This window comes from Methanoplanus sp. FWC-SCC4, assembly GCF_032878975.1.
Classification (GTDB): domain Archaea; phylum Halobacteriota; class Methanomicrobia; order Methanomicrobiales; family Methanomicrobiaceae; genus Methanochimaera; species Methanochimaera problematica.
The window spans coordinates 828680-852531 of sequence record NZ_CP043875.1 but is presented as its reverse complement, the minus strand read 5'-3'; the positions used below and the strand labels follow the sequence as shown (position 1 = coordinate 852531).

32 protein-coding genes and 1 tRNA gene are annotated in these 23852 nt (G+C 36.3%); 10 read left to right on the top strand and 23 right to left on the bottom strand.

The genetic code is table 11. The annotated features are described in order from the left end of the window. Window positions 1-3: 3 nt before the first annotated feature. Genes F1737_RS04410 through F1737_RS04400 form a run of 3 tightly spaced genes read right to left on the bottom strand, consistent with a single transcriptional unit; the run spans window position 4 to window position 2093 of the window. Complete coding sequence (locus tag F1737_RS04410; RefSeq protein ID WP_317137566.1) at window positions 4-1560, bottom strand: hypothetical protein; 1557 nt, start codon at window positions 1558-1560, stop codon at window positions 4-6. A 3-nt stretch (window positions 1561-1563) separates the two neighbouring features. Next, window positions 1564-1917 carry a hypothetical protein gene (locus F1737_RS04405; protein WP_317137565.1) on the bottom strand — a complete coding sequence of 118 codons (354 nt, stop codon included), beginning with the start codon at window positions 1915-1917 and terminating at the stop codon, window positions 1564-1566. 14 nt (window positions 1918-1931) lie between these two features. Continuing rightward, a complete protein-coding gene (locus F1737_RS04400) occupies window positions 1932-2093 on the bottom strand; it encodes a hypothetical protein (RefSeq protein ID WP_317137564.1) in 162 nt (53 codons plus the stop codon). Window positions 2094-2223: 130 nt separating this feature from the next. Between F1737_RS04400 and F1737_RS04395 the strand changes: the two genes are divergently transcribed. After that, window positions 2224-2469 (top strand): hypothetical protein, encoded by a 246-nt coding sequence (locus F1737_RS04395; protein ID WP_317137563.1) that lies wholly within the window; start codon window positions 2224-2226, stop codon window positions 2467-2469. 8 nt (window positions 2470-2477) lie between these two features. Here F1737_RS04395 and F1737_RS04390 read toward each other — a convergent pair whose 3' ends face one another. From F1737_RS04390 to F1737_RS04335, 12 genes are all read right to left on the bottom strand, one after another. Next, window positions 2478-2717 carry a hypothetical protein gene (locus F1737_RS04390; RefSeq protein WP_317137562.1) on the bottom strand — a complete coding sequence of 80 codons (240 nt, stop codon included), beginning with the start codon at window positions 2715-2717 and terminating at the stop codon, window positions 2478-2480. 196 nt (window positions 2718-2913) lie between these two features. Next, window positions 2914-3060 carry a hypothetical protein gene (locus tag F1737_RS04385; RefSeq protein ID WP_317137561.1) on the bottom strand — a complete coding sequence of 49 codons (147 nt, stop codon included), beginning with the start codon at window positions 3058-3060 and terminating at the stop codon, window positions 2914-2916. Further along, window positions 3060-3206, bottom strand: coding sequence for a hypothetical protein (locus F1737_RS04380; RefSeq protein ID WP_317137560.1), 147 nt, complete (start codon window positions 3204-3206; stop codon window positions 3060-3062). The genes F1737_RS04385 and F1737_RS04380 overlap by 1 nt, the downstream gene beginning before the upstream one ends. Beyond that, window positions 3206-3424, bottom strand: a complete 219-nt coding sequence (locus tag F1737_RS04375) for a hypothetical protein (RefSeq protein WP_317137559.1) — start codon at window positions 3422-3424, stop codon at window positions 3206-3208. The genes F1737_RS04380 and F1737_RS04375 overlap by 1 nt, the downstream gene beginning before the upstream one ends. Then, the gene (locus F1737_RS04370) at window positions 3421-3897 is read right to left on the bottom strand and encodes a hypothetical protein (protein ID WP_317137558.1); all 477 of its coding nucleotides are present in this window, start codon (window positions 3895-3897) and stop codon (window positions 3421-3423) included. The genes F1737_RS04375 and F1737_RS04370 overlap by 4 nt, the downstream gene beginning before the upstream one ends. 309 nt (window positions 3898-4206) lie before the next feature. Next, window positions 4207-4458: a hypothetical protein gene (locus F1737_RS04365; RefSeq protein WP_317137557.1), complete on the bottom strand. Its 252-nt coding sequence runs from the start codon at window positions 4456-4458 to the stop codon at window positions 4207-4209. Beyond that, on the bottom strand, window positions 4458-4751 hold the full coding sequence (locus F1737_RS04360) for a hypothetical protein (RefSeq protein ID WP_317137556.1): 294 nt from the start codon (window positions 4749-4751) through the stop codon (window positions 4458-4460). Before F1737_RS04360 ends, F1737_RS04365 begins: the two co-directional genes overlap by 1 nt. Before the next feature lies 1 nt (window position 4752). After that, entirely contained in the window at window positions 4753-4899 is a 147-nt protein-coding gene (locus tag F1737_RS04355; RefSeq protein ID WP_317137555.1) for a hypothetical protein, read from the bottom strand. Beyond that, window positions 4900-5166: a hypothetical protein gene (locus tag F1737_RS04350; RefSeq protein ID WP_317137554.1), complete on the bottom strand. Its 267-nt coding sequence runs from the start codon at window positions 5164-5166 to the stop codon at window positions 4900-4902. A 168-nt stretch (window positions 5167-5334) separates the two neighbouring features. Beyond that, window positions 5335-5511, bottom strand: a complete 177-nt coding sequence (locus F1737_RS04345) for a hypothetical protein (protein WP_317137553.1) — start codon at window positions 5509-5511, stop codon at window positions 5335-5337. Further along, complete coding sequence (locus tag F1737_RS04340; protein ID WP_317137552.1) at window positions 5508-5711, bottom strand: hypothetical protein; 204 nt, start codon at window positions 5709-5711, stop codon at window positions 5508-5510. The genes F1737_RS04345 and F1737_RS04340 overlap by 4 nt, the downstream gene beginning before the upstream one ends. An 88-nt stretch (window positions 5712-5799) precedes the next feature. Then, on the bottom strand, window positions 5800-5979 hold the full coding sequence (locus F1737_RS04335) for a hypothetical protein (protein ID WP_317137551.1): 180 nt from the start codon (window positions 5977-5979) through the stop codon (window positions 5800-5802). 99 nt (window positions 5980-6078) lie between these two features. Here F1737_RS04335 and F1737_RS04330 point away from each other — a divergent pair, with 99 nt between their 5' ends. From F1737_RS04330 to F1737_RS04315, 4 genes are all read left to right on the top strand, one after another. Then, complete coding sequence (locus F1737_RS04330; protein ID WP_317137550.1) at window positions 6079-6354, top strand: hypothetical protein; 276 nt, start codon at window positions 6079-6081, stop codon at window positions 6352-6354. 172 nt (window positions 6355-6526) lie between these two features. Further along, window positions 6527-9088: a sensor histidine kinase gene (locus tag F1737_RS04325; protein WP_317137549.1), complete on the top strand. Its 2562-nt coding sequence runs from the start codon at window positions 6527-6529 to the stop codon at window positions 9086-9088. Between the two features lie 2 nt (window positions 9089-9090). Then, entirely contained in the window at window positions 9091-10197 is a 1107-nt protein-coding gene (locus F1737_RS04320) for a response regulator (RefSeq protein WP_317137548.1), read from the top strand. Then, window positions 10198-10935: a hypothetical protein gene (locus F1737_RS04315; RefSeq protein WP_317137547.1), complete on the top strand. Its 738-nt coding sequence runs from the start codon at window positions 10198-10200 to the stop codon at window positions 10933-10935. A gap of 9 nt (window positions 10936-10944) precedes the next feature. Here F1737_RS04315 and F1737_RS04310 read toward each other — a convergent pair whose 3' ends face one another. The 5 genes from F1737_RS04310 to F1737_RS04290 form a co-directional block, all read right to left on the bottom strand. Next, complete coding sequence (locus tag F1737_RS04310) at window positions 10945-12489, bottom strand: HsdM family class I SAM-dependent methyltransferase (protein WP_317137546.1); 1545 nt, start codon at window positions 12487-12489, stop codon at window positions 10945-10947. A 214-nt stretch (window positions 12490-12703) separates the two neighbouring features. Further along, window positions 12704-12871: a hypothetical protein gene (locus tag F1737_RS04305; protein WP_317137545.1), complete on the bottom strand. Its 168-nt coding sequence runs from the start codon at window positions 12869-12871 to the stop codon at window positions 12704-12706. A gap of 181 nt (window positions 12872-13052) precedes the next feature. Further along, a complete protein-coding gene (locus F1737_RS04300) occupies window positions 13053-14258 on the bottom strand; it encodes a site-specific integrase (protein WP_317137544.1) in 1206 nt (401 codons plus the stop codon). Between the two features lie 53 nt (window positions 14259-14311). Next, window positions 14312-14395 (bottom strand) — tRNA-Ser (locus F1737_RS04295). A 43-nt stretch (window positions 14396-14438) separates the two neighbouring features. Then, complete coding sequence (locus F1737_RS04290; protein ID WP_317137543.1) at window positions 14439-15536, bottom strand: hypothetical protein; 1098 nt, start codon at window positions 15534-15536, stop codon at window positions 14439-14441. A 28-nt stretch (window positions 15537-15564) separates the two neighbouring features. Between F1737_RS04290 and F1737_RS04285 the strand changes: the two genes are divergently transcribed. Then, entirely contained in the window at window positions 15565-16551 is a 987-nt protein-coding gene (locus tag F1737_RS04285) for an archaeosine biosynthesis radical SAM protein RaSEA (RefSeq protein WP_317137542.1), read from the top strand. Window positions 16552-16558: 7 nt separating this feature from the next. Here the strand turns inward: F1737_RS04285 and F1737_RS04280 are convergent, their stop codons facing one another. From F1737_RS04280 to F1737_RS04270, 3 genes are all read right to left on the bottom strand, one after another. Next, window positions 16559-17776, bottom strand: coding sequence for an ornithine cyclodeaminase, nickel-pincer nucleotide-dependent (locus F1737_RS04280; protein ID WP_317137541.1), 1218 nt, complete (start codon window positions 17774-17776; stop codon window positions 16559-16561). Between the two features lie 110 nt (window positions 17777-17886). After that, entirely contained in the window at window positions 17887-18474 is a 588-nt protein-coding gene (locus F1737_RS04275) for an NTP transferase domain-containing protein (RefSeq protein ID WP_317137540.1), read from the bottom strand. Continuing rightward, window positions 18462-19463 (bottom strand): pyridoxal phosphate-dependent aminotransferase, encoded by a 1002-nt coding sequence (locus F1737_RS04270; RefSeq protein ID WP_317137539.1) that lies wholly within the window; start codon window positions 19461-19463, stop codon window positions 18462-18464. Before F1737_RS04270 ends, F1737_RS04275 begins: the two co-directional genes overlap by 13 nt. A 197-nt stretch (window positions 19464-19660) precedes the next feature. On the opposite strand from F1737_RS04270, the gene F1737_RS04265 reads away from it, so the two are divergent. The 4 genes from F1737_RS04265 (at window position 19661) to F1737_RS04250 (ending at window position 23797) form a co-directional block, all read left to right on the top strand. Further along, complete coding sequence (locus tag F1737_RS04265) at window positions 19661-19840, top strand: ribbon-helix-helix domain-containing protein (RefSeq protein ID WP_317137538.1); 180 nt, start codon at window positions 19661-19663, stop codon at window positions 19838-19840. 103 nt (window positions 19841-19943) lie between these two features. Then, a complete protein-coding gene (gene ftsZ, locus F1737_RS04260) occupies window positions 19944-21116 on the top strand; it encodes a cell division protein FtsZ (protein WP_317137537.1) in 1173 nt (390 codons plus the stop codon). A gap of 611 nt (window positions 21117-21727) precedes the next feature. Then, a complete protein-coding gene (locus tag F1737_RS04255) occupies window positions 21728-22591 on the top strand; it encodes a coiled-coil protein (RefSeq protein ID WP_317137536.1) in 864 nt (287 codons plus the stop codon). Window positions 22592-22660: 69 nt separating this feature from the next. Beyond that, window positions 22661-23797 carry a DUF373 family protein gene (locus F1737_RS04250; protein ID WP_317137535.1) on the top strand — a complete coding sequence of 379 codons (1137 nt, stop codon included), beginning with the start codon at window positions 22661-22663 and terminating at the stop codon, window positions 23795-23797. Window positions 23798-23852: the final 55 nt, after the last annotated feature.

Sequence of the window (23852 nt, the reverse complement as noted above, 5' to 3'; positions counted from 1 at the left end):
CTGTTACCTCCTCCGTCTTGGTGTCATGTAATCAACAAAGGAGAGAATGACAACGACCACTGCCAAAGCTGCTATTGCCTCAATGTTATCCAGGATAATGTTAAGGGCACTTTCAGCTTTCTGGTTCTGTGTTCGTGTGTCAAGAGTTGGTTGCGGTGTTGGTTCTCCCGGAAGGATCATCCCCTTCTTTCTGAGGAATGCAAATTCATCAAGAACATTTGATTCAGGCCATTCCGGCGAATGTGTCCGGGAGAAGGAGATATAACCGTCTTTTGAAACGCTGTAAGTTATTGGTGCGGTTTTGTTGATCTCGTATTGTGCATATCCGGCAGAATTTGAGATCAATGATTTGCCGTTAATCTGAATGAGTGCTCCTTCCAGAGGTTCTAAATTTCCGTCTGGGGTGTAAGTTTTGACATAGAAATTTATCACTCCGGAACCGGCTGAAACATTGGTTCCGGTCGGGGTGAGGAATAACCCGAACTGAGTATCCTGAGAGAATGAAACTGTCGGAGCCGATCCTTCCTGCATTCTGTAACCATCAGCAGATGCAGTAACAGAATATTCTAGGTTGGATTTTAGTTTGACAATTCCTTCCCCGGAAGAGAAGGTTTTAGTCTGTGTGTCTGATCCGTCCGTTGCATTGTAAGTAACGGTTGCACCGCCGATTAATGATTTATCAGCAGTTGAATAGACATGTGTCAGGATGTTGACTTCATCAGGGGATGAAGTTTCAGATCCCAGGATCTCATTGTATTTTTTACCGAATGGATTTTCGATCTCTAAGTAAAGCGGGATGTTGACAAAATGATAATTATAATCATCAGAAGTCTTGTCATTAAATAAAATATCCCCATTTTCATTCTTTAGGGTTATATTTGAAACAAAACCGTATTTTTCAGCGTTTATGTAATTAACCTGATCAGGCTGAAAATCAGAGTGAAGTTTTAACTTCCATTTGGCTGATGTTGCTGTTACAATAAAACCCTGAATATCAGGGTATTGATATGTACCAGTGCCCGACTGAACTAGTCTAATAGATTGTTTATAATCAGATAATGTTAATCCACTTCCATGCTTACCATTAAAATCGTATACTGAGTCAATCTGTAGTTTTGATGAAATCGGAACATTATCGTTTATTAATTCTTCACTTTTAAATTCATCAAATAAAAACCATATCTCAAATCCTGAATATTGATTTAAATAATTAAATTTTTCTCGATATGAAAATTTGCCTGAGGCATATATTTTACTGCCATATTTTATGGTAAATGGTATATTATCTACATCTTGATTAGATGTAAGTCTGATATTGGGTGATGTAGATGATATTGCAAAATAATATAACCCACTATAATCCTCCCATTTGTTATAAAAATATACATTGTCGGAACTCCAAGACGATGTATAAATATTACTCGCAGTATAATCTGGTTGAACAGTCTGTCCTTTCTTATCCTCATAGACTTTTTCAAAAACTTCAGCACTTACAGGAACTGCCAGAATCGAGATAATCAGCAGACCTGTTAAAATAATTGAAAGATTTCTGTTTTTCATGTTTTACCTCCTCTTTTTGGTGATTGCGATCAGTATGGCAAAAATCAGGAAAACTGCAAGCCAGTTCCGGGCGATAAAATCCATGAAATTATCTAACATGGTTTTCGGTTCCATGTTGGTGTGAGAGGGCTGAAGCTGGATCGTGTAAAAACTTGATTCGTTAATGTCCAGGGTAATTGTTGAACTGGTGTTGGAGTGGATGACATCATCCCCGATGTCATCAAAGACCACAATGCTTTGAGTAGAGATTCCAAGATCCTGAAACTGAACTTTTATCCGTGTGTCTTCTGCTGCAAGCACAGGGGATGCAAGCAGGAGAATGAGAAGAGTTGTTAAAATGATGTGAGAGTTTTTCATCCTTTGACCTCACATCAGAATTTTGCCAGAATTGCCGCGAATATTCCCGCGATGAATGCTGAAATTGCAATTGCTATGCTTAGTGGAATGAGGTTTACGACAAGATCCACAAGGTTTGGAATGAAGGAGACAACACCGGATATGATCTCTCCAATCGGAGTCAGGTTTATTGCCATTTGGTTTTCACCTCGTTGTAGAGGTTGTTTAACCATTATGCATTATATAGGACTCAAATACGCCGTCGTATACGAACACTATTTTTAATACTTACATACATAGAATTAAAAAAAAGAAGCTGAACCACCCATGCCTGAACTTAACTTAGGAACTGTTAACCTGACAAATGATTCCCTTACTGCCGGAATTTTTCGCAGGTGTATTAATCCCCGGAAGGGGAAGACCAGAAAGAAAGTTACCGTGTATCTTGATGTTGATCTCCTGGGAGAGTATGAGAAGCACCACCCCCGGCAGGACAATGGATCTTTTGGCACTTTGTCAGATGATGTAAATAAATCACTGGCTGTCTGGATGCAGGTGAATAATCTGATCTAAAAATGATTTTAGTTTAAGAGGAAATAGGCACCCAACAGGGCAGTGATAAAGTAAAAACTGAATAATGTTATAATATGCCAGTCGTCTTCTGAAATCCCGTATAAAACCCAAAGAGAGTTTCCGATCATCCAGCAGGCAAACCCTGCAAGGTGTGCAGCTGCTGCAGGAACTGCAACCAGGGTTGAACCGATCATGCCGAGTATTACTGCAGGTGTTTTTTTGGGATGAAGGTTTACCCGGATGTTCATGATCTCCCCCATAGTAATATTCTGTTTTCACAAATTTTTGACATGCAGTGACAACCCCCGGAACACCCACTACAATATTCATGAATGTCCCGGCAGTCCATATCGACAAGGGTGCAATAAGGTTGAGCTGAAGGGATGAGATCCAATATGCTTCTCCAGGGTGCATCCATGTTAAGATTTTTTCCAGAAGTCACGTTTAGACCTCCTGTGTTGCTGCCAGTGTTGATGTTCTGACATTTCGACACCTGACGACAAATTTTGAAAAAATCAGATGATGTCTGGTATAGGTTGAAAGGAGATCGGGCAATATAACCCCCTTCTCGTTGATGCTTTTTTCAGGCATCAGTCACCCCTTATGCTTAATGCGAATTCTGCAAGTTCTTTTCTTCCTTCTGACTTTCCTTTGATGTATCCGTCACTGTAACCAAGAAAATACATTGATAGTGCAATGCCAATTAACAATACGGGAATAATGACAAGCAGCCACATTATTGATCATCCCCTGAATAGCTAACTGAGACAATATTTGAGATCTCTTCAGCTACAAGAGATTTGAAAATAACATCATTATCGATCAGGTCTTCTTTTGACATTCTGTTCCTGACCAGCTCTTCCCGGAGAAGCTGCATCTGAGTATTGATTCCTTCCAGGACAATTGTCATATTAATGACTGCCTGAGTTAGTCCGGTAAGTTCTGCCTGTTTCATACTTTTCCTCCTTTCATATTATTCTCCTGAATCGGAATCCAGGCATTCACCATCTTTCCGGAATACTCGGCAAGGTCGAGATATTCATTGAGGAAAGGGAGAACATAACATTCAGGAAGAATATTTCCGTCTTCCCGGTATTTTCCGGCTAATTCCTTCCCTATTTTTTTTGCTTTCCTTTTGCTGTAACGGGCATGATATACTGAAAAGTTCTGATCATCAAGGAATCTGAAGAAATCTTCTTTTAACAGGTTTTGTTTTTTCAGATATTCCATTTTCATTAAGGATTTTCGGCGTACATAGACGACTTCTTCTGCAATTTCAGGAGGAAGTTTATCCAGTTCTATACCCTGAATCAGGGCATCTGCCAGATATCTGACCAACTGAGAAAATTTTTGAGGATAGAGCTGCTGTATGATGGCCTGATCACTTCTCAGATATATTGTTGTGTTGAAGTTTTCACTGTCAGTCAAGAGAAATCCCCTCCTTCTTATATCTGATATTAGTCTGAACTTTTGAGGTATCAAAGAAGCACCCCCGAGAAAGTTTCAGGTTAGAAATCAAAGTAAAAATTATATACTCATAAAACGTAAAAAAACTCGTTACCTTTTTGAATGATTTTGTAAAAATAATGTCTTTTTGACATGATTTTTTTGATTTAGACAATTTTTTGAAGTTTTTAGTTTGCGGTGCAACATGGGGGACACATGTTTTTTTGTTACTTTTGCATGACTGATATCTGACATAAGTACAAACATTCGATAAAAAATGGCATGACAATTTCAACATTCACACCACCCCCCTGATGAGTTTTGCCTTTTTACAGGAGAGATGATTTTCTCGGTTTTTATCCGGACAAAAGAAGGTGATTCTTGTAGTAACTGTTCAAACTTGTTTGCCAATTCTGAAATCTTTTTTTGTGACTTTATGACCTTGCAATTTAGCCTGATAGGAACTTCAATATAGTTCCCGGATTCATCCTGGTATATTGCGATTAACTGATATTCCGGTTTTGGAGTGTATTTCCATGTCATCAGCAGCACCTCCGGGGTTTTGCCTTTGGCCTAATAATTTCAACTGAAGAAAAGTTGCAGGTTACCCGGTAACCATCATCTGTGATAACGCCGTCTGATTTCCGGATTTTGACATCTTCCGGGACAAGCTCACAAACAGAGTAAGTCCTGAAGTTTAATGTGATTGTTTCCCCGTTTTTTCTGACAAGGTCGATCCATTTCGCTTCATAGGCGTTACCGATTGGGAATTTCAATGATACGTTCTTTATTACCCTGTCAGGCTTGTTTTCAAACCTTAGAATGACATCTACCATTTTATAACCCTCCAAGCCTGATCGCTCTGACAGTGTAGAGTTCTCTTACAGGAAGATCCCAGGGTGCACGGGTGCCGGTGGTGGTCAGGACTTCCTTTATTTTTTCCTGACGGTTTTTGAGGTCCTTTAGGGATTTTACAGACTTCAATTAAAACCCCTCCTGTTTTAAAATAGACTTCAATCGTGTTGGAGGAGCTTTTACAGCAATATCCATTTTTCTGAATGCTGTCCGGTTTTCTATGCAGCTGCCTTTGAAGGTCCGGCTTAATGCCGTTCTCAAATACCTGCCTGCCCTCCTGTTCTGATGTTTTACAACTATCCTTTCAATTTTTTCTATCCGGGAAGAGATCGTTTCAGTTCCGGAGCGGATGCAAAGGTCATTCAGGTAATTTATGAAAATAGAAAATTCATCCATCAGCAGCACCCCCACAAAGAAAGCCTGCTCTGATCCAATGTTATCTGCCTGTCTGAAGGGCAATTTATATTGCCTGAGAAATCCAATTGTTCTTTGGCGGCCTTGTTTATTCCGTTCTTGGTGGTTCGGCTAAATATTTGGTCGCCATTTCCATTTGTTTTCATTATATCACATCTTTAATTTCTGTTCAAGTTCTGCAATTCTTAAATTCTGTTCTTTTAAGGTTTCTGAGATTTCAGAGATCCTTTTGTCCTGTTCGTTGCATTCCTCCTGGATTTTTTCAACCGCGTCTTTAAGGGCTGTAAGAACTTCCCTGAGTTTTTTTTCTATTTGCTTTCCTTTCATGCCCACGCTCCCGGACGCGGCCTTATGGGTTTACTTCTGATTTCAGTTATTGCCGGTTCAAGTTCTGCTTTTACTTCATCCTTTGTCATTCCGGAAACTGCGTATTTTCCAAGTTCTACAATGCCGATATACAGATCTTCTGAATAATACCGGTCTTTTTTCAGGACATCATAAACTTCCTTTGTTAATACTGTCATCATAATTTTGCCTCGTTTATCCGTTCTTGGTGGTTCGGCTTTTGGTCTTGGCTTAACGTGTTCATGTGTTCATAATCTATACAGTCCGGGATCATGCTGATATTTCCTCCCGCTCTGATGGTAAAAGGCCTTCACGACGTGAAAGACAACGAATGGCCTCTCTAATCAATTCATTATCTCCATAGATTTTCTGCAATTCACGCGTTGCATTTCTTAATGCAGGTTCTCTTATGTACCCCTGCAATCTGATCACATCATTCCTATGCGACATAAGTTATGATACTCTCCCATACGTTATATATTTAACGTAAGTTAAGTTAGAGTAAGTTACTATATTTATTATCTCTAAAAACGGTGTTAATTGTAACGAATGGCTGAAATTAAGACTAAAGTTTCACTCTACTTCCCTAAAGATCTCTTTAAAAAATTTGATAAATTAAGAGTCGAAAACGAGGCCAAATTAGGAGTGACTATCTCAAAAAATGAATTTGCTCTTAAATTAATCACTGACGCAATAAATGGAACAGAGGTTGAATCTTCCGAACAAAAAGGAAGCGCGGATATCAGAAGAGAAGTTCTTGAATTTTTCAGAAGTGATGAGGGGAAGGAGCTTTTGAAAGATTTGATTCAAAATATGAAAAAATAAATATGAAATTATTCTTAAAAATGTTTAGTTTTCAGGAAGAATATGATCAAATATAGAGAGATTCTGTAAATTCATATTTATTTAAAAAACACCATAGTATTCTTTCCATCCAATAAAATTAAAAAGAGTGCTCATAAATGCAAAAAATAAAAAGAGGTTTTTGGTGAGACCAATGTCAGAAAAAGAGAATACAAACATAAATAATACTGCATATTTTGAGGTAGATTCAAGAATTCTTCTTCAATTAGGGGAGCAATTGGTTAGTAATAAATCAATCGCTCTTGCAGAATTAGTAAAGAATTCATATGATGCAGATTCAACACAGACTGACATTATTCTTAAAAACATTAAAAATAAAACAGGGGGAATTATCACAATAAAAGATAACGGTCTCGGAATCAGCCCAGAAAGATTTGTTCAGACATGGATGAGAATTGCAACTATTGATTCTGAAAAAAATCCAATTTCTAAAAAATATGGGCGTAAAAGAGCTGGTGAAAAAGGAATAGGAAGAATAGCTTGCAGAAAGATAGCAAAAGAATTGAAATTAATATCAATATCTGAGAATGAGAAAAAAGAAAAAATTAAAATTGTTGCTCATTTTAATTGGGATAAATTTTTTTCAGGATCGGATTTGAATCAAATTCCTATAGTTTATTCTGTTGAAAAAATAGAGCCTATTGAATCTACTGGTACTGAACTTATACTTATAAATACAACTGATAAATGGACCCAAGCAAATATAAAACGTCTATACATCGAATTGTTAGATTTATTTACTCCAAAAATTTTCATGGATGAAGTTATTAGTGAAAACAATAATCAAGTAGATCCAGGTTTTAATTATGATATTAATGCAGATGAATTTGATATTTTTAATGACTCAGTAAACGAAAAATTTTTAAAAAATTCATGGGCAAAAATTACCGGAGATGTGGACGAATATGGAAATACTGTATACAAATTAAGAACTATTAATCGTCTTATAAATCATATTGACTTTACTCATGAGAAAGAAGAAAAATTTAAAATTTTAAAGAAGGCAAAATTAGAAATTTACCTTATAAAGTATTCTGATACACTTTTTAAAAATTCACCATTAAAGAGAAATGATGCCTTTGAAATTGGGACTTCAAGAGGAGGTGTCAAAATATATGCAGATGGTTTCAGAATATTTGGTTATAGTGATTCAGGTAATGATTGGCTAAATTTAACTAAAGATCGATCACGTTCTCTTGTAAATTTTAGAGATGAATCATCAAAACTAGAATCTGAAGATAAACGTCCAGGATTACAATTATTTGATTATAGAAATATGTTTGGATATGTCAATTATGAAAAAAAATTTAATTCAGGACTTAGCATATCAATAAATCGAGAAAGTATAGATAATACACCGAATTTTGAAGAATTAACACAATTTGTCAGGCTTGCAATAAATATTGCAACAGTAATATATTCAGACGAGAGATTCAAAGGCGAGAGAATAGCTATAGAAAAAAAACAAGCTGAGGAAAAAAGAGTTCTTGAAAAAGCAATTCAAGCACAAAAAGCTCTCGAAGAAGAAAAAGCGGTAGCAAAATTAAAAGAAGAAAAAATAAAAGAAAAAAGAAAACAATTAGAGATTGAAGCAAAAAACAGGAAAGATGAGCTTTTAAAAATACAAAAAGAAAGAGAACTTGCCTATCTGGAAAAAGAAAAAGCTGAGAAGAAAAGAAAAGAGGTTGAAAAAAAAGCACGTTTCAAAAATTCTCGGGAATTATGGATAAAAGTAGATCAATTAAGAAAAAGAGAGCTTGAGAAAGAAGAGGCGGAAAAAAAAGCAAGAGAATCTGAAAATAGTTTGATTGTGAAAAATAATATAGTAAAAAATCAGCTTGAATCAATTATCTCAAATCAAATGGAGGTCTCCACTTCCAATTTTGAAAAGATTAAGAAACACGAAGAAAATCTGATTGATTCCGAGAAAGAAAAAATAAAAATTAAAGAAAGAAAATATAATGAAGAATTCTCTATTCTTCGCGTTTTAGCTTCAACTGGAACTATGATATTTATCTATACTCATGAAATTCAGTCGCTAATTGGTGAAATGGAAACTATGAATTCAAATTTCATCGAAATCCTTAATAATAGAAATAATATTACTTCTAAAGATATAAATTTTTATCAGAATACCTCAAACCGTTTTTATGATAAAATCGAAGTAATTAAGGAATTAGGAGATTTTATTGGGATTTGCGGAAGTAATGAAAGTCGTTCTAAGATAATGCGATGGCACATATGTCCTATTGTAGATAAAGTATTTTTACCATTCAAATTGGAATTAGATAAAAGAGGAATAGAATTTGAAAATGCAATTCCTCATATAATAAGATCCCCATCAATGTATCGCTCCGAATTAATAGCAATAATGATTAATTTAATGTCAAATGCAGTTAAGGCTGTAACAAATCAAAAAAATAGAAAAATAAAAGTAATTGGGGAAGAAATTGAAAATGAAAGAATATCTTTAAAATTTTTGGATACAGGTAAGGGACTTGATAAAGATAAATGGGATTTGGTCTTTGAAGCTTTTAAAACATATAACGAACCGGATCTAAAATATGGTGCAGGTACAGGATTGGGTCTAAAAATAGTAAAGGACATTATTTCTGGTTATGATGGTGACATAAGATTTATTGATCCACCGGCAGGGTGGAAAACCTGTATTGAAATTAGATTACCTATGGTGTAATTATGAAAGAAATTGATATTGTATTTATAGATGACGATAAAGTAGATTTAGATAGATACTTTGATATTTTTGAAAAAGGCTTAGCCTCTAAATTTAAAATAACTAGAAATCCCATTACAATTGATGAAATCAATAAAAATTTATCTAAATTAGAATCTTTCAATCCAGATGCCATATTAGTAGATTATGAACTAATTAGACCTGATAGCAACAATAATGTTTTGGGAATTAATGGAGTAAGCCTTTCAATGAATCTAAGAAAAATATACTCCAACATACCAATATTTCTCTTCACAAATACTAAAATGTCAAATTCTAGAGAATCAAATTATTTTGATTTTGAAAAATTCATTGATGAATTTTTGCTAAAAGATGACTACGTAACACCACAAAAAGTACTTGAAGGTGATTTTATAAAAATAATAGAAGGATATAAGGGTTTGAAAAAGAACACTATAGAATCTATCGATAATTTAATATCCATTCTATCATTACCTAAAAGAAATTTTGAGCTAATATCAGAAGATATTATTCAAACTCTTCCAAAACAACTTTTAGAGAAAGAAGAAGATTTTCCAAATTATAAAGTTGCAAAATGGATTCGTAAAACTTTAATGAATTATCCGGGAATTTTATATGATGAAATACACTCTGCAACATTCTTTGGGATCTCCATAGATTCTTTTAATAAACCATCTATTCAGGAATTTTTTGAAAGTGCAAAATATTCTGGAGTTTTTTCAAATGAAAAAAAAATGTGGTGGAAATCCGAATTAATTGAATGTGCAAACGATTTTTTAGATTATGATGAACTAAAATTACCATACTGTCAAGGATTTCAGAAAGGCTGGCAGAAAAAAACAGGGGAAATATTAGATTCTGCTTTGTGCATATATAAAAATGAAAAACCTGCAGAATGGGTTTGCTGTGTTCTAAATAAACCTATTATGATAAAATATACTTTGAGATATTTACAAGATGACAGACCTTGTGTTATGGATGAATCAAGAATCTCATTCAAAGCGATCTTTAATGATAATTATAATCCTGAACAAATAGATCCTGAAGCAAGAGACATTTATGAAAATTTATTAAAAAAAGGTGAATAAGTGGTTTCACTCACAATAAAAGAATATTGTAAACATTCTAAAAAGCATCTTACTTTTGCAAAAAATAAGAATATAATTCCTGTTCCTCTGTTCGATAAATTAATGAATTGCATCGGAAGCATTGAAAGAAATAAAGATGGGCTTTTTGAAACCATTATTGACGAATCTGATCCTATAAAAATACCCTTGAAAAATCATACTGCATTAAGTGTCATAGAGATTTCTTGTAACATTAAAGGTAAAATAAAAAATCAAAAACTCGTAAGTTATGATAGATATAATATATTAATAAAACTTTATTCTGACAAAACTAATGTATGTTATAGAAAGGATTTAGATTCCGATAAAATAAAAGATAAATTACCTCATGTAAATTCTAAAAGATTGATAACACAATTTCACTTTGATATGAGAAAAAAAGGTACACACACTCCAGAACCCTTTTTTCATCTTCATTTTGGAGGAAAATCTAATCCCGATGACATGGGCTGGTTCCCTGTAGCAATAAAAGAACCAAGATTTCCATTTCCTCCAATGGACATTTTAATATTGTTTGAATTTATTTTGTTCAATTATTTTCCTAATGAGTCATATGAATATAGAGAAAGACCTGAATGGAAACAGATTATTAAGCGAAGTCAAAATTTATTTCAATATTGCTATTTTAAAAAATGTATAGATTTTTTAGATGCTCATAATTCTACATTGCTAGAAAGTGGATCAAAATATAATCTTTAAAAAATTTAATTATTTTAGTATTTTTTGAATATAATCAGAATAATCTAATTTTTTGTTTCTTCTCGAATAATTTCCCAAACTTATTATTTTATCATAATCAGGCAAAGGCATTTTTCTTATATCTGTAGCATTAACCTGAGTACTTCCACTTATCGTTCTAAAATATGAATCCATTATTTTTGAATTGAAAAGGGCTGACAATCCATACATTTCATTTAGTGAAAGCTCCCCCTCAATCTTATAAATATAATTCAAATGATTTTCAAACCCAATATATCTAAAATCTCTGAAATCTTTTTTTGGGAATGGGACTGCAAATAACCTCCTCTTATCATTTTTTGTTGTAAATCTTTTCATTAAGATATAATTTTTTACAGGGATTGTTATATTCACAGTTTCATTATTATGTAAAATTCCCCTAGGTTTTTCAAAATTCTGAATATCCAAATTTACTTTATTTATATCCAGATTTTGCATCCATATTAAAGGAACACTTCCTTCTTGATCATAATTATTAACTAAATTACCTTTGGTTCTAAAATCTACAACCTTTCCAGTAGAAATATTAATATTAAAGTCTTTCAGTACATTATTCCAAGAATCAATTTTTTTGATTAGATTCAAATCTTTTTCATTCATCGGAATGCGTATATAACTTTCTTTGTTTTTTCCAGGATTAATAAGAGAATAAGGAACACTTAAATCATACAAATCTGAAAATGTCCTATCCGATGATAAACTAATATGAACAGATTTGCATTTTTTCTTATTCGTTGCTTCGCCAGCAATAATTAATACTTCTTGAAGAATATTATCCATTTCAAAAATATTTTTCCTTGAATTAAAGCTATGAATTTTTGTAATACATGAATTATCCAACAACCATTTTCTCATTTTTTTATAATATAATCCTGAACAAAAACTTCTTGGAGTGATGTATATAAACTGACCATTTTCTTTTAGCATTTTGGTTGAGACAATTACAAAAAAAGAATAGATATTTGGTTGACCATAAACAAATTCACTCATCAATTTGGATTCTTTTGAATCCTTATTTAATTTATAATAGGGAGGGTTTGATATAACAATATCATAATAAGGAAGATCTTTTTTAGGTTTTTTTAATAAATATCTTGAATTTATGTCGATGAAATCTTTTTTTATTACCGTATAATTCACAATATGCCCTTTTTCAAATAACTTTGTTCTGCAGTAAGAAAGTGTTTCTTCAAGATTGGGTATTATTTCAAAGTTATTCTCGTATGCAACAATTGTCAAATTTATTGGTTTTTTGTATTCATTATATATTCTATCACAAACTGCTGCAAGCAATATTCCTGTGCCTGCTCCGGGATCTAATAACGAAAAATCTTGTTTTGGTAATTTTATCTGGTTTGCCATATAATTTGCAACATCAGGAGGGGTAAAAAATTGTCCAATTGGTTTTCTTTTATTTTTATAATTATTATTACAAAATCTTTCAGCTAATTGTACAGATGAATCTAAAATACTCGATTCACTTAGATTTTCTGAGCTGTCTTTAAAAGATTCCATTTAAGCTATGTAATATATTAATTAAGCAACTTATGAATTACTTCCTATTTTTGATATATTACGAATTTTTAGGTATACAAATACTCAGATATCAATAATATGTTATGAATCCAAATATTGATATTTATAACTAAATCCTAAAATTTGATAAAATGATTTTTGAGAAAAATGTTAACTCTAATTCAATTATACAATTTAATGCTGAAAGTTAACTCTAAATATTACCTATAATTATTTCCTTTAAATCTCTCAAAAAGGATTCATCCTTAAAAAGACTCCTTATTTCTTCTGCAACTTCATTTGAAATATCCGATTTATCTTTCTGCCTGGTTGTTTTATCACAGGCCTTATTATGATGTGCTTCATCTTCCTCCCCTCCCAACTAATCACCTGGTTTTATCTGTATATCTAAATATTTTTTTAAGGATTCAGACTTTGAATGATGGACTTTATAAATACTCGCCGTGCGTGGCGTGAAAGTAATTTAAAGATGAAATTACAAGACAATTAAAAATTTAAAACCATTATAGGCATTTTTGAAAGATGAAAAATATTTGACATATTTACTGACCTGTTTCAGTCATGTATCTGTCCATCATTGCCTTAAACTTAGCATAGCGGATATCTTCATCACAGGTCAGTGATGTCTTAACCATATCAATATTGTCTATTGCCTCCTTGGAAAGAGGTTCACCACAAAGACCACAGAAGGAGAACCGGGGAGGATTGATCTCATGACACTTCGGACACTGCCGGGGAAGGCTCTTTTCATGCTTAACAACCGGGGCTGATATCCCATAATGTTCAAGCATGGTTGAGTTGACATCTTCAAAGTTCATCTGATTGTAAGTTGACAGTTCCGGAGCTGTGGGATCTCCCCACATCATAAGACCGACTATGGCATCTGAAATACCCTCTCTTTTCAGGTTTGTTATCCTGGTATGCCTAAATGAATGAGGTGTGAATTTTGTCTCCACTCCTGCCCTCTCAGCAATCCTCTTCAGATGCTTCTCAAGGGCTCTGTAATTGTATGGCTCGGACTTTTCATTCAGGAATACGGAACTGTCCCCGTAAGGCTCTCCATACTTGCAATATTCATTCTTCCATTCCACAAGATCATGTTTAGACATGGCAAGCCTGAGCGCTCTTTGTTTCCCGGTCTTGAAGTCTTCCTTAACAATAAGACCATAATCATCAAAGACAACCTGATCCCAAACCATAGTGCCGATCTCACCGATCCTAAAGCCTCCCTCATACAGCAGACTTATCATAGCGCGATCCCGGATTCTCCTGCATGAATCGATCATCTTCTCAACCTCCCCGTCTTTGAAAATAACAATATTTTTCTTATTTTTTCTTTTGGGAAGACTTATTTCAGAAATTTCATCCCGTGTTATTTCCGATAATCCCTGCTTGTTTAACCACCGGAGGAACATTTTAAGAATAGAAATGTAATCTCTCAAAGTCATATTGGAGAACTTATCTCCTTTTGTAGTCTTGGCGTTCTTTAAATCCCCAATACCTTTAACGATATCATCAATAGTGCAGGAAGGAAATTCCGGGAGATAATGCCTCCACCAGACAAGATGCTGACATATCTTATGATACCTGGTTTCTGCTATATCATCAAAAGAAAGTTTGTAATTTAGGAATTTGGTTATTAAATCATAATCGGCCTGCGTAATAGCTCCGGATGAAAGATTTTTATTAAGAAAGAGCGCAGCTGTATCAACAGAGCGATTATGAAATTCTGAAGCTGTCCTTCTCATTAATATTAAAATTTAAAAATTGAGAATATAAGGTTTTAGACAACCTGTCTTAACGCCGAGAAGGAGATTTGAACTCCTGAGGTGCGAACACCAGTGGCTTTCAAGGCCACCGCCTTTCCGGGCTAGACTATCTCGGCCCGTCCTCTAACTAGTTGATTCTTTTCAGATAAAAATATGATGTTATTGATTTTTTATAATAATCCGCACAAATGACAAAGATAAAATCAATATAATAAGGTTTATTACAAAAATACCCCCGGACTGAGTCGGTTTTGGAGTTTCTGCAGATGCAAAAAATGTCTCGGCATCCGAACTTATCGTCACCGAAGAAGCGCCGTTCGCATATAATGTAACATAACCACTATCCGACTTCCCGAAAGGATATACTTTCACATAAACCATGCCACCTGAGACAGGTATCCTGAAAGACTCAGCCTGACTTCCGCTAAATTCATTGATACTTTTCAAAGCCCTGTTTTCATCAACGTATGCAACCACCCAGTCATGATCTCCCGATGTTGTTACATCAAGATAACCAGGATTTGTCTGAATTGCAAAAAATGCAGGATTCTCATAAGATGAGAAAGACTGGGCGGCAATAGGCTTTTTTGGGGACTCCGTTGAATCACCTGTTGGTTGAGAGGTACCAGGCGGAGTTACAGTAAACTTTTCACTTCTGATAAGTCCCTGACTGTCATAAAAAGAAGCATAATATATACTGGGGCCGCTGATCCTGATTTTTTCACTGAATCCCCCATTACTGTCAGTTTCAATCCATTCGCGCTGAAAAACAACACCCATTTTCAGCCCGTCCACCATAAGTTCAACTCCTTTATTTCCGCGTGTGGTGCTTCTCCCTGCAATGTCAAGGTACCCGTTAAACTCCTGCGTCAAAGGGGATGTAATAACAATCTCCCCTGTACGATCAACCAGCTCAAACATCCTGTAAGTTACCGAACTCGAGCCCAGATCATACTTTTTTTCATTGTTTATTTCAAATTTGTACATTCCGGGTTCAAGACCATCAGTATCAAACTTTGCTGACCAGTAACCCCCGTCCTGTATGGTAAATTCCTTTTTTGAAATCTGGGATATACTCGCAGACTGTTTGTACAAAATGATCTCCATCGTTGTTCCGGGATTTAAGGTGCTCTCACCATCTATTACAATAGTATCCCCCGGACTTACTGTTTTAGGCACATCAAAACTGATCAAATAGGCCGATGAAACACCGACAAGTGCCATCAGAAGAAGTGCCGCATATGCTATCTTTTTCATATTTACAAGATCAACTACTAAAGCATTAATGATATCCGAAAATATTGAAAAACCCCTTGCATGCTGGAAGAGCAGGGAAACATACAACTCTGAGACTATCGACTGCCTGACAATCATCTTCAAATCAGGCGGATGTTCATGGAATCGCTGCACCATGTGCGGGTATAAGAATGAAAGATACCACAAAATGCCCGAAGATGAACTGGCAGACAAAATTATCGGCCAACTCAACTGGATTCTAAGTGAATATCCTGCTGATAAATATCAAATGGTCAAAATATTTACTTCAGGAAGTTTTTTTGACGGAAATGAGGTTCCGTTAAAAGCACGCCTGGCCGTTGCAAAAGCTTTCAGGGGAAAAGTCATCATAGCAGAGTCCAGAACAGAATATGTAAAGGAATCAGATCTCCTCGAGTTCCGTGAAATAATTGATGACAACACATGGGACAGACCACTTTACGTTGCAATGGGACTTGAAACCACAAATGATTTTATCAGGGAAAAATGCATTGACAAAGGTCACACATTTGATGATTTTCTAACCGCAGTAAAAGAAGCAAAGAAGGCTGACACGGGGATTAAAACATACCTCATGATGAAACCGCCATATCTGACCGAAAAAGAGGCAATGGAAGATATGTTAAAGTCAATCAGGGAATGTGCACCTTATTCCGACATGATATCCATGAATCTCTGTACAATTCAAAACAGAACATCAGTTGAATCATTATGGAAAAAAAGAGCATACAGGCCCCCTTACCTGTGGAGTGCACTAAAAGTTCTGATTGAAGCAGAACCTCATGTCATGTGCGATCCTGTTGGAGGAGGAAAAAAACGCGGCCCCCACAACTGCGGGGAATGCGACAAAGACATCGTTGATGCAATACGTGAATATTCACTTTCAGCAGACAAGGAAATTCTGAAGATCTATTATGAAAAGGGATGTTCCTGCATGGAAGAATGGGAATATATATTAAAAGAAGAAGAACCATTCTGTATGCCGTTAACAGAATAAAAAAATATTATTTTTTAAGATTCTTTGCCAGAAGAGGCAGAAATGCTCCGGCATCACTTACAACACCTATTGCCTGCGATGTTCCCCTGTCATTTAATTTTGTAACAGATGCAGGGTTTATATCAACACAGATTGTCTTGACATATGAAGGCAGACAGTTACCTATTGCAACAGAGTGCAGAAGGGTTCCAACCATAAGCACCATATCAACATCTAGCAGATGTTTCCTCATTTCATCCTGTGCAACCATCACATCCGTTATTACATCAGGAAGAGGGCCGTCATCTCTTATTGAGCCGGCAAGGACAAAAGGAACATTGTTCTTTACACATTCATACATTATGCCTTTTTTAATAATTCCTTTCTCAACCGCATCCTTTATCGAACCTGCACGAATAACCTCACTTATTGCATAAATATGATTCTTGTGACCACCTACTGCAAGACTTCCCGTATCAAGATTCATTCCAAGGGAGGTTCCAAAGAGGTTGTATTCAATATCATGTGTTGCAAGCGCATTACCTGCAAAAAGAACATCAATAAAACCTTCACGGATTATTTCTGCAAGTGCAGGTGCAGCCCGGGTGTGAACAATTGCAGGTCCGCCAACAAAAGCGATCTTTCCGCCTTTGGCTTTAAGCTCCTTCATCTCAGCTGCAATTTTAGCAATTATAGTTTCACTGGGCCTTTCAGATGAAACTGTATTCTGCATAAATTCAAACACATTGACTTTTCTAGACCTTTCAGGAGGAACAATTCTGACCCCCCTCTCACCGATTACAACACAATCTCCTTTTTTCAGCTTTGCCAGAGGAGTGCATACAGCCCTTTTTTCTTCTGTTTTAACAACAATAAGACAATCCATCTCAATATTTTCAACTTTAAACCAGTTGTCTTCAAATTTTACAAATGTCGGATGGTTGGTTGTCGAATAAAATCCCTTAGGTACAACCCGGTCTCCTTCGGAAGTCTCCAGCAGAACATTTTCAACTTCGGGCATGCGTGCACCAAGACGATGCAATTCACTCAGTATATTCTCAAGGATTTCATCATCCTGGGCACTAATAATGAGTCTTGCATAACTTATGTCCTGCTTTTGTTTTCCTATCTCAAAGGTGGTAATCTCAAAATTGCCGCCCATATCCAGAACTTTATCAAAAACACGGGTCATTATACCGGAATCAATAATATGACCTTCAAGTTCAATCTCACGGGACGATTCCATACCATTTAGATATGGGGTGTTTAGTATTATTTTTTTGCCACGTTCTAAAATAATTTTTTTGGATAATCCCCCGGGGATTTTATGAAAAATATGTGTAATATATAATAATATTAATCAAAATAGAGACTTACCTTTTCAAAATCTTCCTTTGTGTTAATGTTATATGCAAGGGAGCTTTCATTCAATACAATTTTATACTCTTTTTGCTCATTTTCGATATTCTCACCGTTTAAAATATTAAGCCCCACAGGGCAGGCGTTAATTCCATCAATCTCTTCGGAGTAACTGCATGTACAGCCATTAGACAAAAATAACGACCGGGGCACCCAGACTGAGCATGCCTCTTTTCCAGACATGAGATACTTCTCCCACACATATTCAATATGCAGGGGTTTTATCCCGGGAAGATCAGAAACACATGAAAAAAAAGGAGATTTTTCTCCGGTTTCAGTAATGCACTCAATTAGATCCTCCACATAACCCGTTCCGCGTGATTTGTAGTAATCTATGCCATTTGCCCTGCACCAGTTAATAGTCATAGGAACTGCAGGAGACGCGATGACCAGAATATCACAATTTGCTCTTTGAAATGCAGATATTACATATGAGAGCATAGGTGTGCCGGCAATTTTGACAAGTGGTTTCTCTCCCAGAGAAAGACGGCTACCTTTTCCACCGGCCATAATTACTGAAAGCACTTTTCCAATGCCTCCACAAGAATCAAATTTTCTTCTCTTGTCCTTACAGCAACTCTGATAGACCGGGGAAGCCCAAATGATGTGCAGTCACGGACAAAGATATTTTTATCAAGCATCTTTTTAGAGAACAAAGAAGCATCAGCGCCGATGTTTAAAAGAATATAATTTGCAGCTGAAGGGACATAATTTATGCCAATCCTTTCAAACTGTTCATATAACCAGATCTTCTCTTTTTTTATTAATTCACAGGATTTTTCAAGCAGATCCAGGTTTTCGAGGGCTTTTATCGCAAAATCCTCCGCAAAAGCATTAACAGACCAGGGAGGCCTTATTACTTCCATCTTTTCAATAAGTTCAGGATTACCGACACCAAAACCTATTCTTAATCCGGGAACTGCAAAGGATTTAGTGAGTGATCTGCTGACAAAAACATTTGAAATACCTTTATTGATCATACTTTGCCTTTCATCAGCAAGGTCAATGAATGCCTCATCTATAAAAAGGAGTTTGCCTGATTCTTCAAGGGACCTGGCAATTTCAATCAATTCAGATGAAGAAAGAATGCTGCCGGTCGGATTGTTTGGATTGCAGATTATACGTACCCTGGAATCAACATCATCCAAAACCGTACATCTACCACCTGCAAGCTGAACAGACAATGAGTATTCACCAAATGTATGAGGATCAATCCTGACAAAATCATTTTTCTCTATCGTAGCGTAGAAATATGTCCTTATAACCTCAATAGAACCGTTTCCAACACACACGGCCTCCGGAGGACATCCAAATGTATTTGCAATTGCTTTCTTCAGATTATAATAAGAATCATCAGGATATTCCAAAAGAAGTTTCATATCAGGAATCCAGGAAATATCAGGAGGATACGGATTTAAACTCGCGCTAAAATCCAACACATCTTTACAGTGTTTTGCATAACAAAGCTGGGACGCGCCACCATGCTCTACTTTAGAGAGAAAAACGGATTTCAAGAAATACAACTCCTTTTTAGAATAAATTAATTTTAAATGCATATATCCATTTTGGGACTCTAAAATGTAAGAACCGATGCTTATATATACTTATAGGTAATACCAATTGATTGTCTGAATAAAGGTCTGACCAAGGGAAGACGTGAGTCAGACAAAAAGCAGACATAAGTCTGCTTAATGTCGGACATGTGGTTTCAATGATGGAGCGAGTCACAATCAGGTTGCCCCCACAGCAGGTTGCAATGCTTCAAAAGCTTGTGGAGGCAGGAGAATTTCCAACGGTTTCCGAAGCAATAAGGTATGCCGTTAGAGAACTCATCGAGAAACACGCAAACCGGGTTATCAGAGACAGTGAACAAATTTCATTTGAAATGTAAATTTCTCTGTTTTGGAGGAAACATAACCGGATGGGGGAATCATTTGGCATGAAATTTCATATGTCATTAGAAATTTGAGGTTTAATAATAGGAGGTTTATCGGATGCAGACAATCATAAATGAGGCTTTAAAGCACGCAGAATATGAGCAGAACATCAAAAGAAGCGGAGTCATCGGGGATGAGGATTTCGTAGGTCAGCCAAGAATCGTAATAGTTGGTTGTGGTGGTGCAGGAAATAATACAATCAACCGTCTCTACCACATGAAAGTAAAAGGAGCTGAGACAATTGCGGTTAACACTGACAAGCAGCACCTTGAAATGATTCAGGCAGACAAAAGAGTTCTGGTTGGAAAATCACTTACAAAAGGTCTCGGGGCAGGAGGTTTCCCTGACGTAGGAAAACGTGCTGCTGAAATGGCAAGAACAACCCTCGAGGGACTTTTACAGGATGCAGATCTGGTATTCGTAACTGCAGGAATGGGAGGAGGAACAGGAACAGGCGTGGCACCGGTTGTTGCACAGATTGCAAAAGAGCAGGGCGCCATAGTCGTTGGTATGGTCAGTTATCCTTTCCAGGTAGAAAAAGCACGTTTAATCCGTGCAGAAGAGGGCCTCGACACACTTGCAAATGCAGCAGACTCAGTCATTGTTCTGGATAACAACAGACTCATGAGTTTTGTTCCAAACCTTCCATTAGGCCAGGCATTTTCTGTTATGGATCAGTTAATTGCCGAAACAGTCAAGGGAATTTCAGAAACTATTACCGAACCTTCACTCATCAACATTGACTACGCAGATGTTCGCGCAATTATGAGCAAAGGAGGCGTTGCAGTTATGCTTGTAGGTGAAAGCAAGCAACAAAACAAATCCGAAAGTGTAGTTCATGAATGTCTCAACCATCCACTTCTCGACATTGATTACAGGGGCGCAACAGGAGGCCTCATCCACATAACAGGCGGCAGTGATCTTACGCTTTCTGATGCAGAGGACATTGCAAGCACACTTACTTACGAACTTGATCCACATGCAGACGTAATATGGGGAGCACGAATCAACAGTGAATTTGAAGGCAAAGTAAGAGTTATGGCCATAATGACAGGTGTTAAAAGCGCACAGATCATTGGCAACAGCCACTCTGTTCCTTCATCACCGACGCAGATCGCTCAGGGACCGTTTGAACGCCAGAATTCCCGCAATAACATGAACTCAGTGAGTAGCGGAAGAAGGGCAACAGGTGAACAGACAAGCGGTGGACTTATAGACTTTATCCGCTGAACCAAAAGGACCAATAATTCCATAAAAATACCACCACATTTCATAACGTCAGGTATGAATTAACAAATCAAACAAATAATCAAAAACAAAATCTGAGTATTCTCAGGCAATATACTTTTTTGGATTTTTAAATTAATTTGATCAGGACATAACGATCTAAAAATTTGTTCCGGCATAATTAAACAAAAAATCACGTTATAAGCATTTCAAGCAGAATCAAAATAAAATATTAAATTAAACAAACCCGGAAAAATCTGAAAAATTATTTTTTGGGAGAATTGCAGGCATTATAATTAATCCCGATACAGATACGATAATTTTATTACCAATAAAGATTCTATTTTATAGAAATTATTGTGCAGGTTCTAAAAGAGTGCACAATTTACTGATATATTGAGGATCTGAAAATAAAAAATCAGATCTTCGCTGGAAAAGGGAGTAGAACGAGAGAAGACGGAATAGCCAGAAGAACACGGTTGTCATAATTATATGATACCCGGTAAAGATATCTTTTGTTTCGTTTATTTTCAGACCCGTATATCCTATCGGTTCATTGTGCCATTTTTTTAGGGGACCAACATAATTGAAAATAGTACAGGTATGTGTTGAGCATGTTGAACGAACTGATAGATAAAAGAAAAACTGTTCTCCAGCAATCGGAGGAACACAAAGAAAAAAGAAATGAACTTAATGCACTTGCAAGCGCCCAGGCACGTGAGCGTAACCAGCTCAATGGCCAGACAAGGGAGTTCGTCGATGAAGCACAAAAAAACAAAGAGCTTCGCGATCAGGCAAATAATGATGTTCACAGATTAAAAGCAGAAAGAAATGTTTTAAACGAACAGGCAAATGCTCTTTTTGAGGAAATTGATGCATTCAAAAAAGAACACGGTGCAATAAGCAACAACCGTGGCATTAAGGATTCACAAAAGCAGATTGAACGCCTGGAGATGGAACAGCAGACCCGCGTTTTAAACACAGAAAAAGAACGTGAACTTATCGAAAAGATAAAACAGCTCAAGCTTTCAATAAAAGAACAGGAAGACGAACTTGAGCAAAACAAAGAGATCCACACAAAACTACAGGAAGCACGTGAATTCCGCAAACAGGCTTCCGATCTCCATGCAGCTGTCACAGAAGCTGCAGAGCTTGCACAGAAATACCATGATTTAATGGTAGAGTGCTACCGTAAAGCTGACAAATCACGTGAAGCAGCAGATGAAGCTCATAAAAAATTTGTTGAAGCACAGGAAGCAGCAGATGCAGAGCACAACAGTTTCATTGCCTGCCAGAAAGAAATGCGTGATTTCGATAAAGTTATCGGCGGTCTTCGCAAGAAAACAAAGAAAACAAAGGTTACCAAAGAGCAGAAAGCAGTGCGTAAGGAAGCTGAACAGGTATTTCAGCAGTTCAGAAGCGGAGAAAAACTCACAACAGATGATATCCTGCTTCTTCAGCGTGCAAAACTTATCTAAATCCAAAATATCCTTTTTTTGCTCATTCTTTAGGCAATTTTTTATACATCCAGATAGATTTCTATTTAGATGCCGGACGTGAGGACACTAATATTATGTGTCGACCGCGATGACGATATTGGATTCAAAGCAGGAATAAAAGAACCTGCTTTCGGAAGAAAAGAATGTCTCGATACAGCAAATAAGTTAGCTTTGGCTGACCCCGAAGATTCTGATTTAAACGCAATATTCCAGGGGATCAAAACATACGATGAACTAAAAGCAAAAGAAGAGGAAGTTTTTGTTGCTGTCATCGGAGGCAGTCATACAAACATGATTGAAGGGGACAGAAGAATTTCATACGAACTGGGTAAAATGATCTGGGAACATGAAATTACTGAATGTATCCTTGTAACAGACGGGGCTGAGGACGAATTTATCCTTCCGATAATTCAGTCCGTTGTAGATGTAAAGAGCATACAACGTGTTATCGTCAAACAGATGCCGAATCTTGAAGGAACATATTATATCATCAAAAAACTTCTGGATGACCCGCAGATTGCAAGAACTTTTCTTGTGCCTGTCGGAATAACAATGCTTCTTTACGCAATCGCCAACCTGATTGGAAGTCCCCAGATTGCAGTTATTATTGTGGTAGGTGCACTTGGAATATATCTGCTGTTCAAAGGTCTTGGTATAGACGAATACTTCAATTATGCTGTTATATCGTTGAGAAATTCGCTATTTGGAGGCCGTTTTACATTTGTTGCATATATCTCGGCAATACTGATAGGATTAATCGGTATTATCTTAGGTCTCACAAGTCTTCTTGAATGGTATACTGCCGAACAGGGAGTATTGTTTTACCTGCTATCATTTATTTATGGATCAATAGGGTATTTCACAATTGCAGCGCTTTTTGCATCCATTGGTAAAATAATTGATGTCTATCTGAACGAACCAACGGCTCTTGGGAGAGTTATTGCAATTCCCTTTTTTGTAAGTTCTGTTGGAATAATTGCATACGGAGCAAGTGTTTATGTCCTGGCAATTGCAACAGACCTCGATTTCCCCCTCCCGGGAATTGAAGGTGTAAGGATTATAATATACTCCACAATAGCCGGTCTGGTTTTTGCGGCATCAGGCATGTATTCACAAAAATACATCAGTAAATGGATCAAAAAGAAATATAACAGGCCCCAGAAATCAGATAAACTCAGAACTTAATATTTAGTTCTGATTTCACAGATTTTTTTCATTAGAATTTTTTAGGAACACTTTT

Bases quoted from the DNA above. Each gene is read 5' to 3' on its own strand.
- F1737_RS04290 (WP_317137543.1), bottom strand. From the start codon at position 15,536: ATGAAAAAGATAGCATATGCGGCACTTCTTCTGATGGCACTTGTCGGT.
- F1737_RS04325 (WP_317137549.1), top strand. From the start codon at position 6,527: ATGTCAGAAAAAGAGAATACAAACATAAATAATACTGCATATTTTGAG.
- F1737_RS04345 (WP_317137553.1), bottom strand. From the start codon at position 5,511: ATGAAAGGAAAGCAAATAGAAAAAAAACTCAGGGAAGTTCTTACAGCC.
- F1737_RS04310 (WP_317137546.1), bottom strand. From the start codon at position 12,489: ATGGAATCTTTTAAAGACAGCTCAGAAAATCTAAGTGAATCGAGTATT.
- F1737_RS04330 (WP_317137550.1), top strand. From the start codon at position 6,079: ATGGCTGAAATTAAGACTAAAGTTTCACTCTACTTCCCTAAAGATCTC.
- F1737_RS04250 (WP_317137535.1), top strand. From the start codon at position 22,661: ATGCCGGACGTGAGGACACTAATATTATGTGTCGACCGCGATGACGAT.
- F1737_RS04405 (WP_317137565.1), bottom strand. From the start codon at position 1,917: ATGAAAAACTCTCACATCATTTTAACAACTCTTCTCATTCTCCTGCTT.
- F1737_RS04380 (WP_317137560.1), bottom strand. From the start codon at position 3,206: ATGTGGCTGCTTGTCATTATTCCCGTATTGTTAATTGGCATTGCACTA.
- F1737_RS04320 (WP_317137548.1), top strand. From the start codon at position 9,091: ATGAAAGAAATTGATATTGTATTTATAGATGACGATAAAGTAGATTTA.
- ftsZ (WP_317137537.1), top strand. From the start codon at position 19,944: ATGCAGACAATCATAAATGAGGCTTTAAAGCACGCAGAATATGAGCAG.
- F1737_RS04265 (WP_317137538.1), top strand. From the start codon at position 19,661: ATGATGGAGCGAGTCACAATCAGGTTGCCCCCACAGCAGGTTGCAATG.
- F1737_RS04410 (WP_317137566.1), bottom strand. From the start codon at position 1,560: ATGAAAAACAGAAATCTTTCAATTATTTTAACAGGTCTGCTGATTATC.
- F1737_RS04360 (WP_317137556.1), bottom strand. From the start codon at position 4,751: ATGGTAGATGTCATTCTAAGGTTTGAAAACAAGCCTGACAGGGTAATA.
- F1737_RS04375 (WP_317137559.1), bottom strand. From the start codon at position 3,424: ATGAAACAGGCAGAACTTACCGGACTAACTCAGGCAGTCATTAATATG.
- F1737_RS04400 (WP_317137564.1), bottom strand. From the start codon at position 2,093: ATGGCAATAAACCTGACTCCGATTGGAGAGATCATATCCGGTGTTGTC.
- F1737_RS04335 (WP_317137551.1), bottom strand. From the start codon at position 5,979: ATGTCGCATAGGAATGATGTGATCAGATTGCAGGGGTACATAAGAGAA.
- F1737_RS04285 (WP_317137542.1), top strand. From the start codon at position 15,565: ATGATATCCGAAAATATTGAAAAACCCCTTGCATGCTGGAAGAGCAGG.
- F1737_RS04385 (WP_317137561.1), bottom strand. From the start codon at position 3,060: ATGCCTGAAAAAAGCATCAACGAGAAGGGGGTTATATTGCCCGATCTC.
- F1737_RS04280 (WP_317137541.1), bottom strand. From the start codon at position 17,776: ATGGAATCGTCCCGTGAGATTGAACTTGAAGGTCATATTATTGATTCC.
- F1737_RS04365 (WP_317137557.1), bottom strand. From the start codon at position 4,458: ATGACATGGAAATACACTCCAAAACCGGAATATCAGTTAATCGCAATA.
- F1737_RS04390 (WP_317137562.1), bottom strand. From the start codon at position 2,717: ATGAACATCCGGGTAAACCTTCATCCCAAAAAAACACCTGCAGTAATA.
- F1737_RS04350 (WP_317137554.1), bottom strand. From the start codon at position 5,166: ATGGATGAATTTTCTATTTTCATAAATTACCTGAATGACCTTTGCATC.
- F1737_RS04255 (WP_317137536.1), top strand. From the start codon at position 21,728: ATGTTGAACGAACTGATAGATAAAAGAAAAACTGTTCTCCAGCAATCG.
- F1737_RS04395 (WP_317137563.1), top strand. From the start codon at position 2,224: ATGCCTGAACTTAACTTAGGAACTGTTAACCTGACAAATGATTCCCTT.
- F1737_RS04340 (WP_317137552.1), bottom strand. From the start codon at position 5,711: ATGATGACAGTATTAACAAAGGAAGTTTATGATGTCCTGAAAAAAGAC.
- F1737_RS04300 (WP_317137544.1), bottom strand. From the start codon at position 14,258: ATGAGAAGGACAGCTTCAGAATTTCATAATCGCTCTGTTGATACAGCT.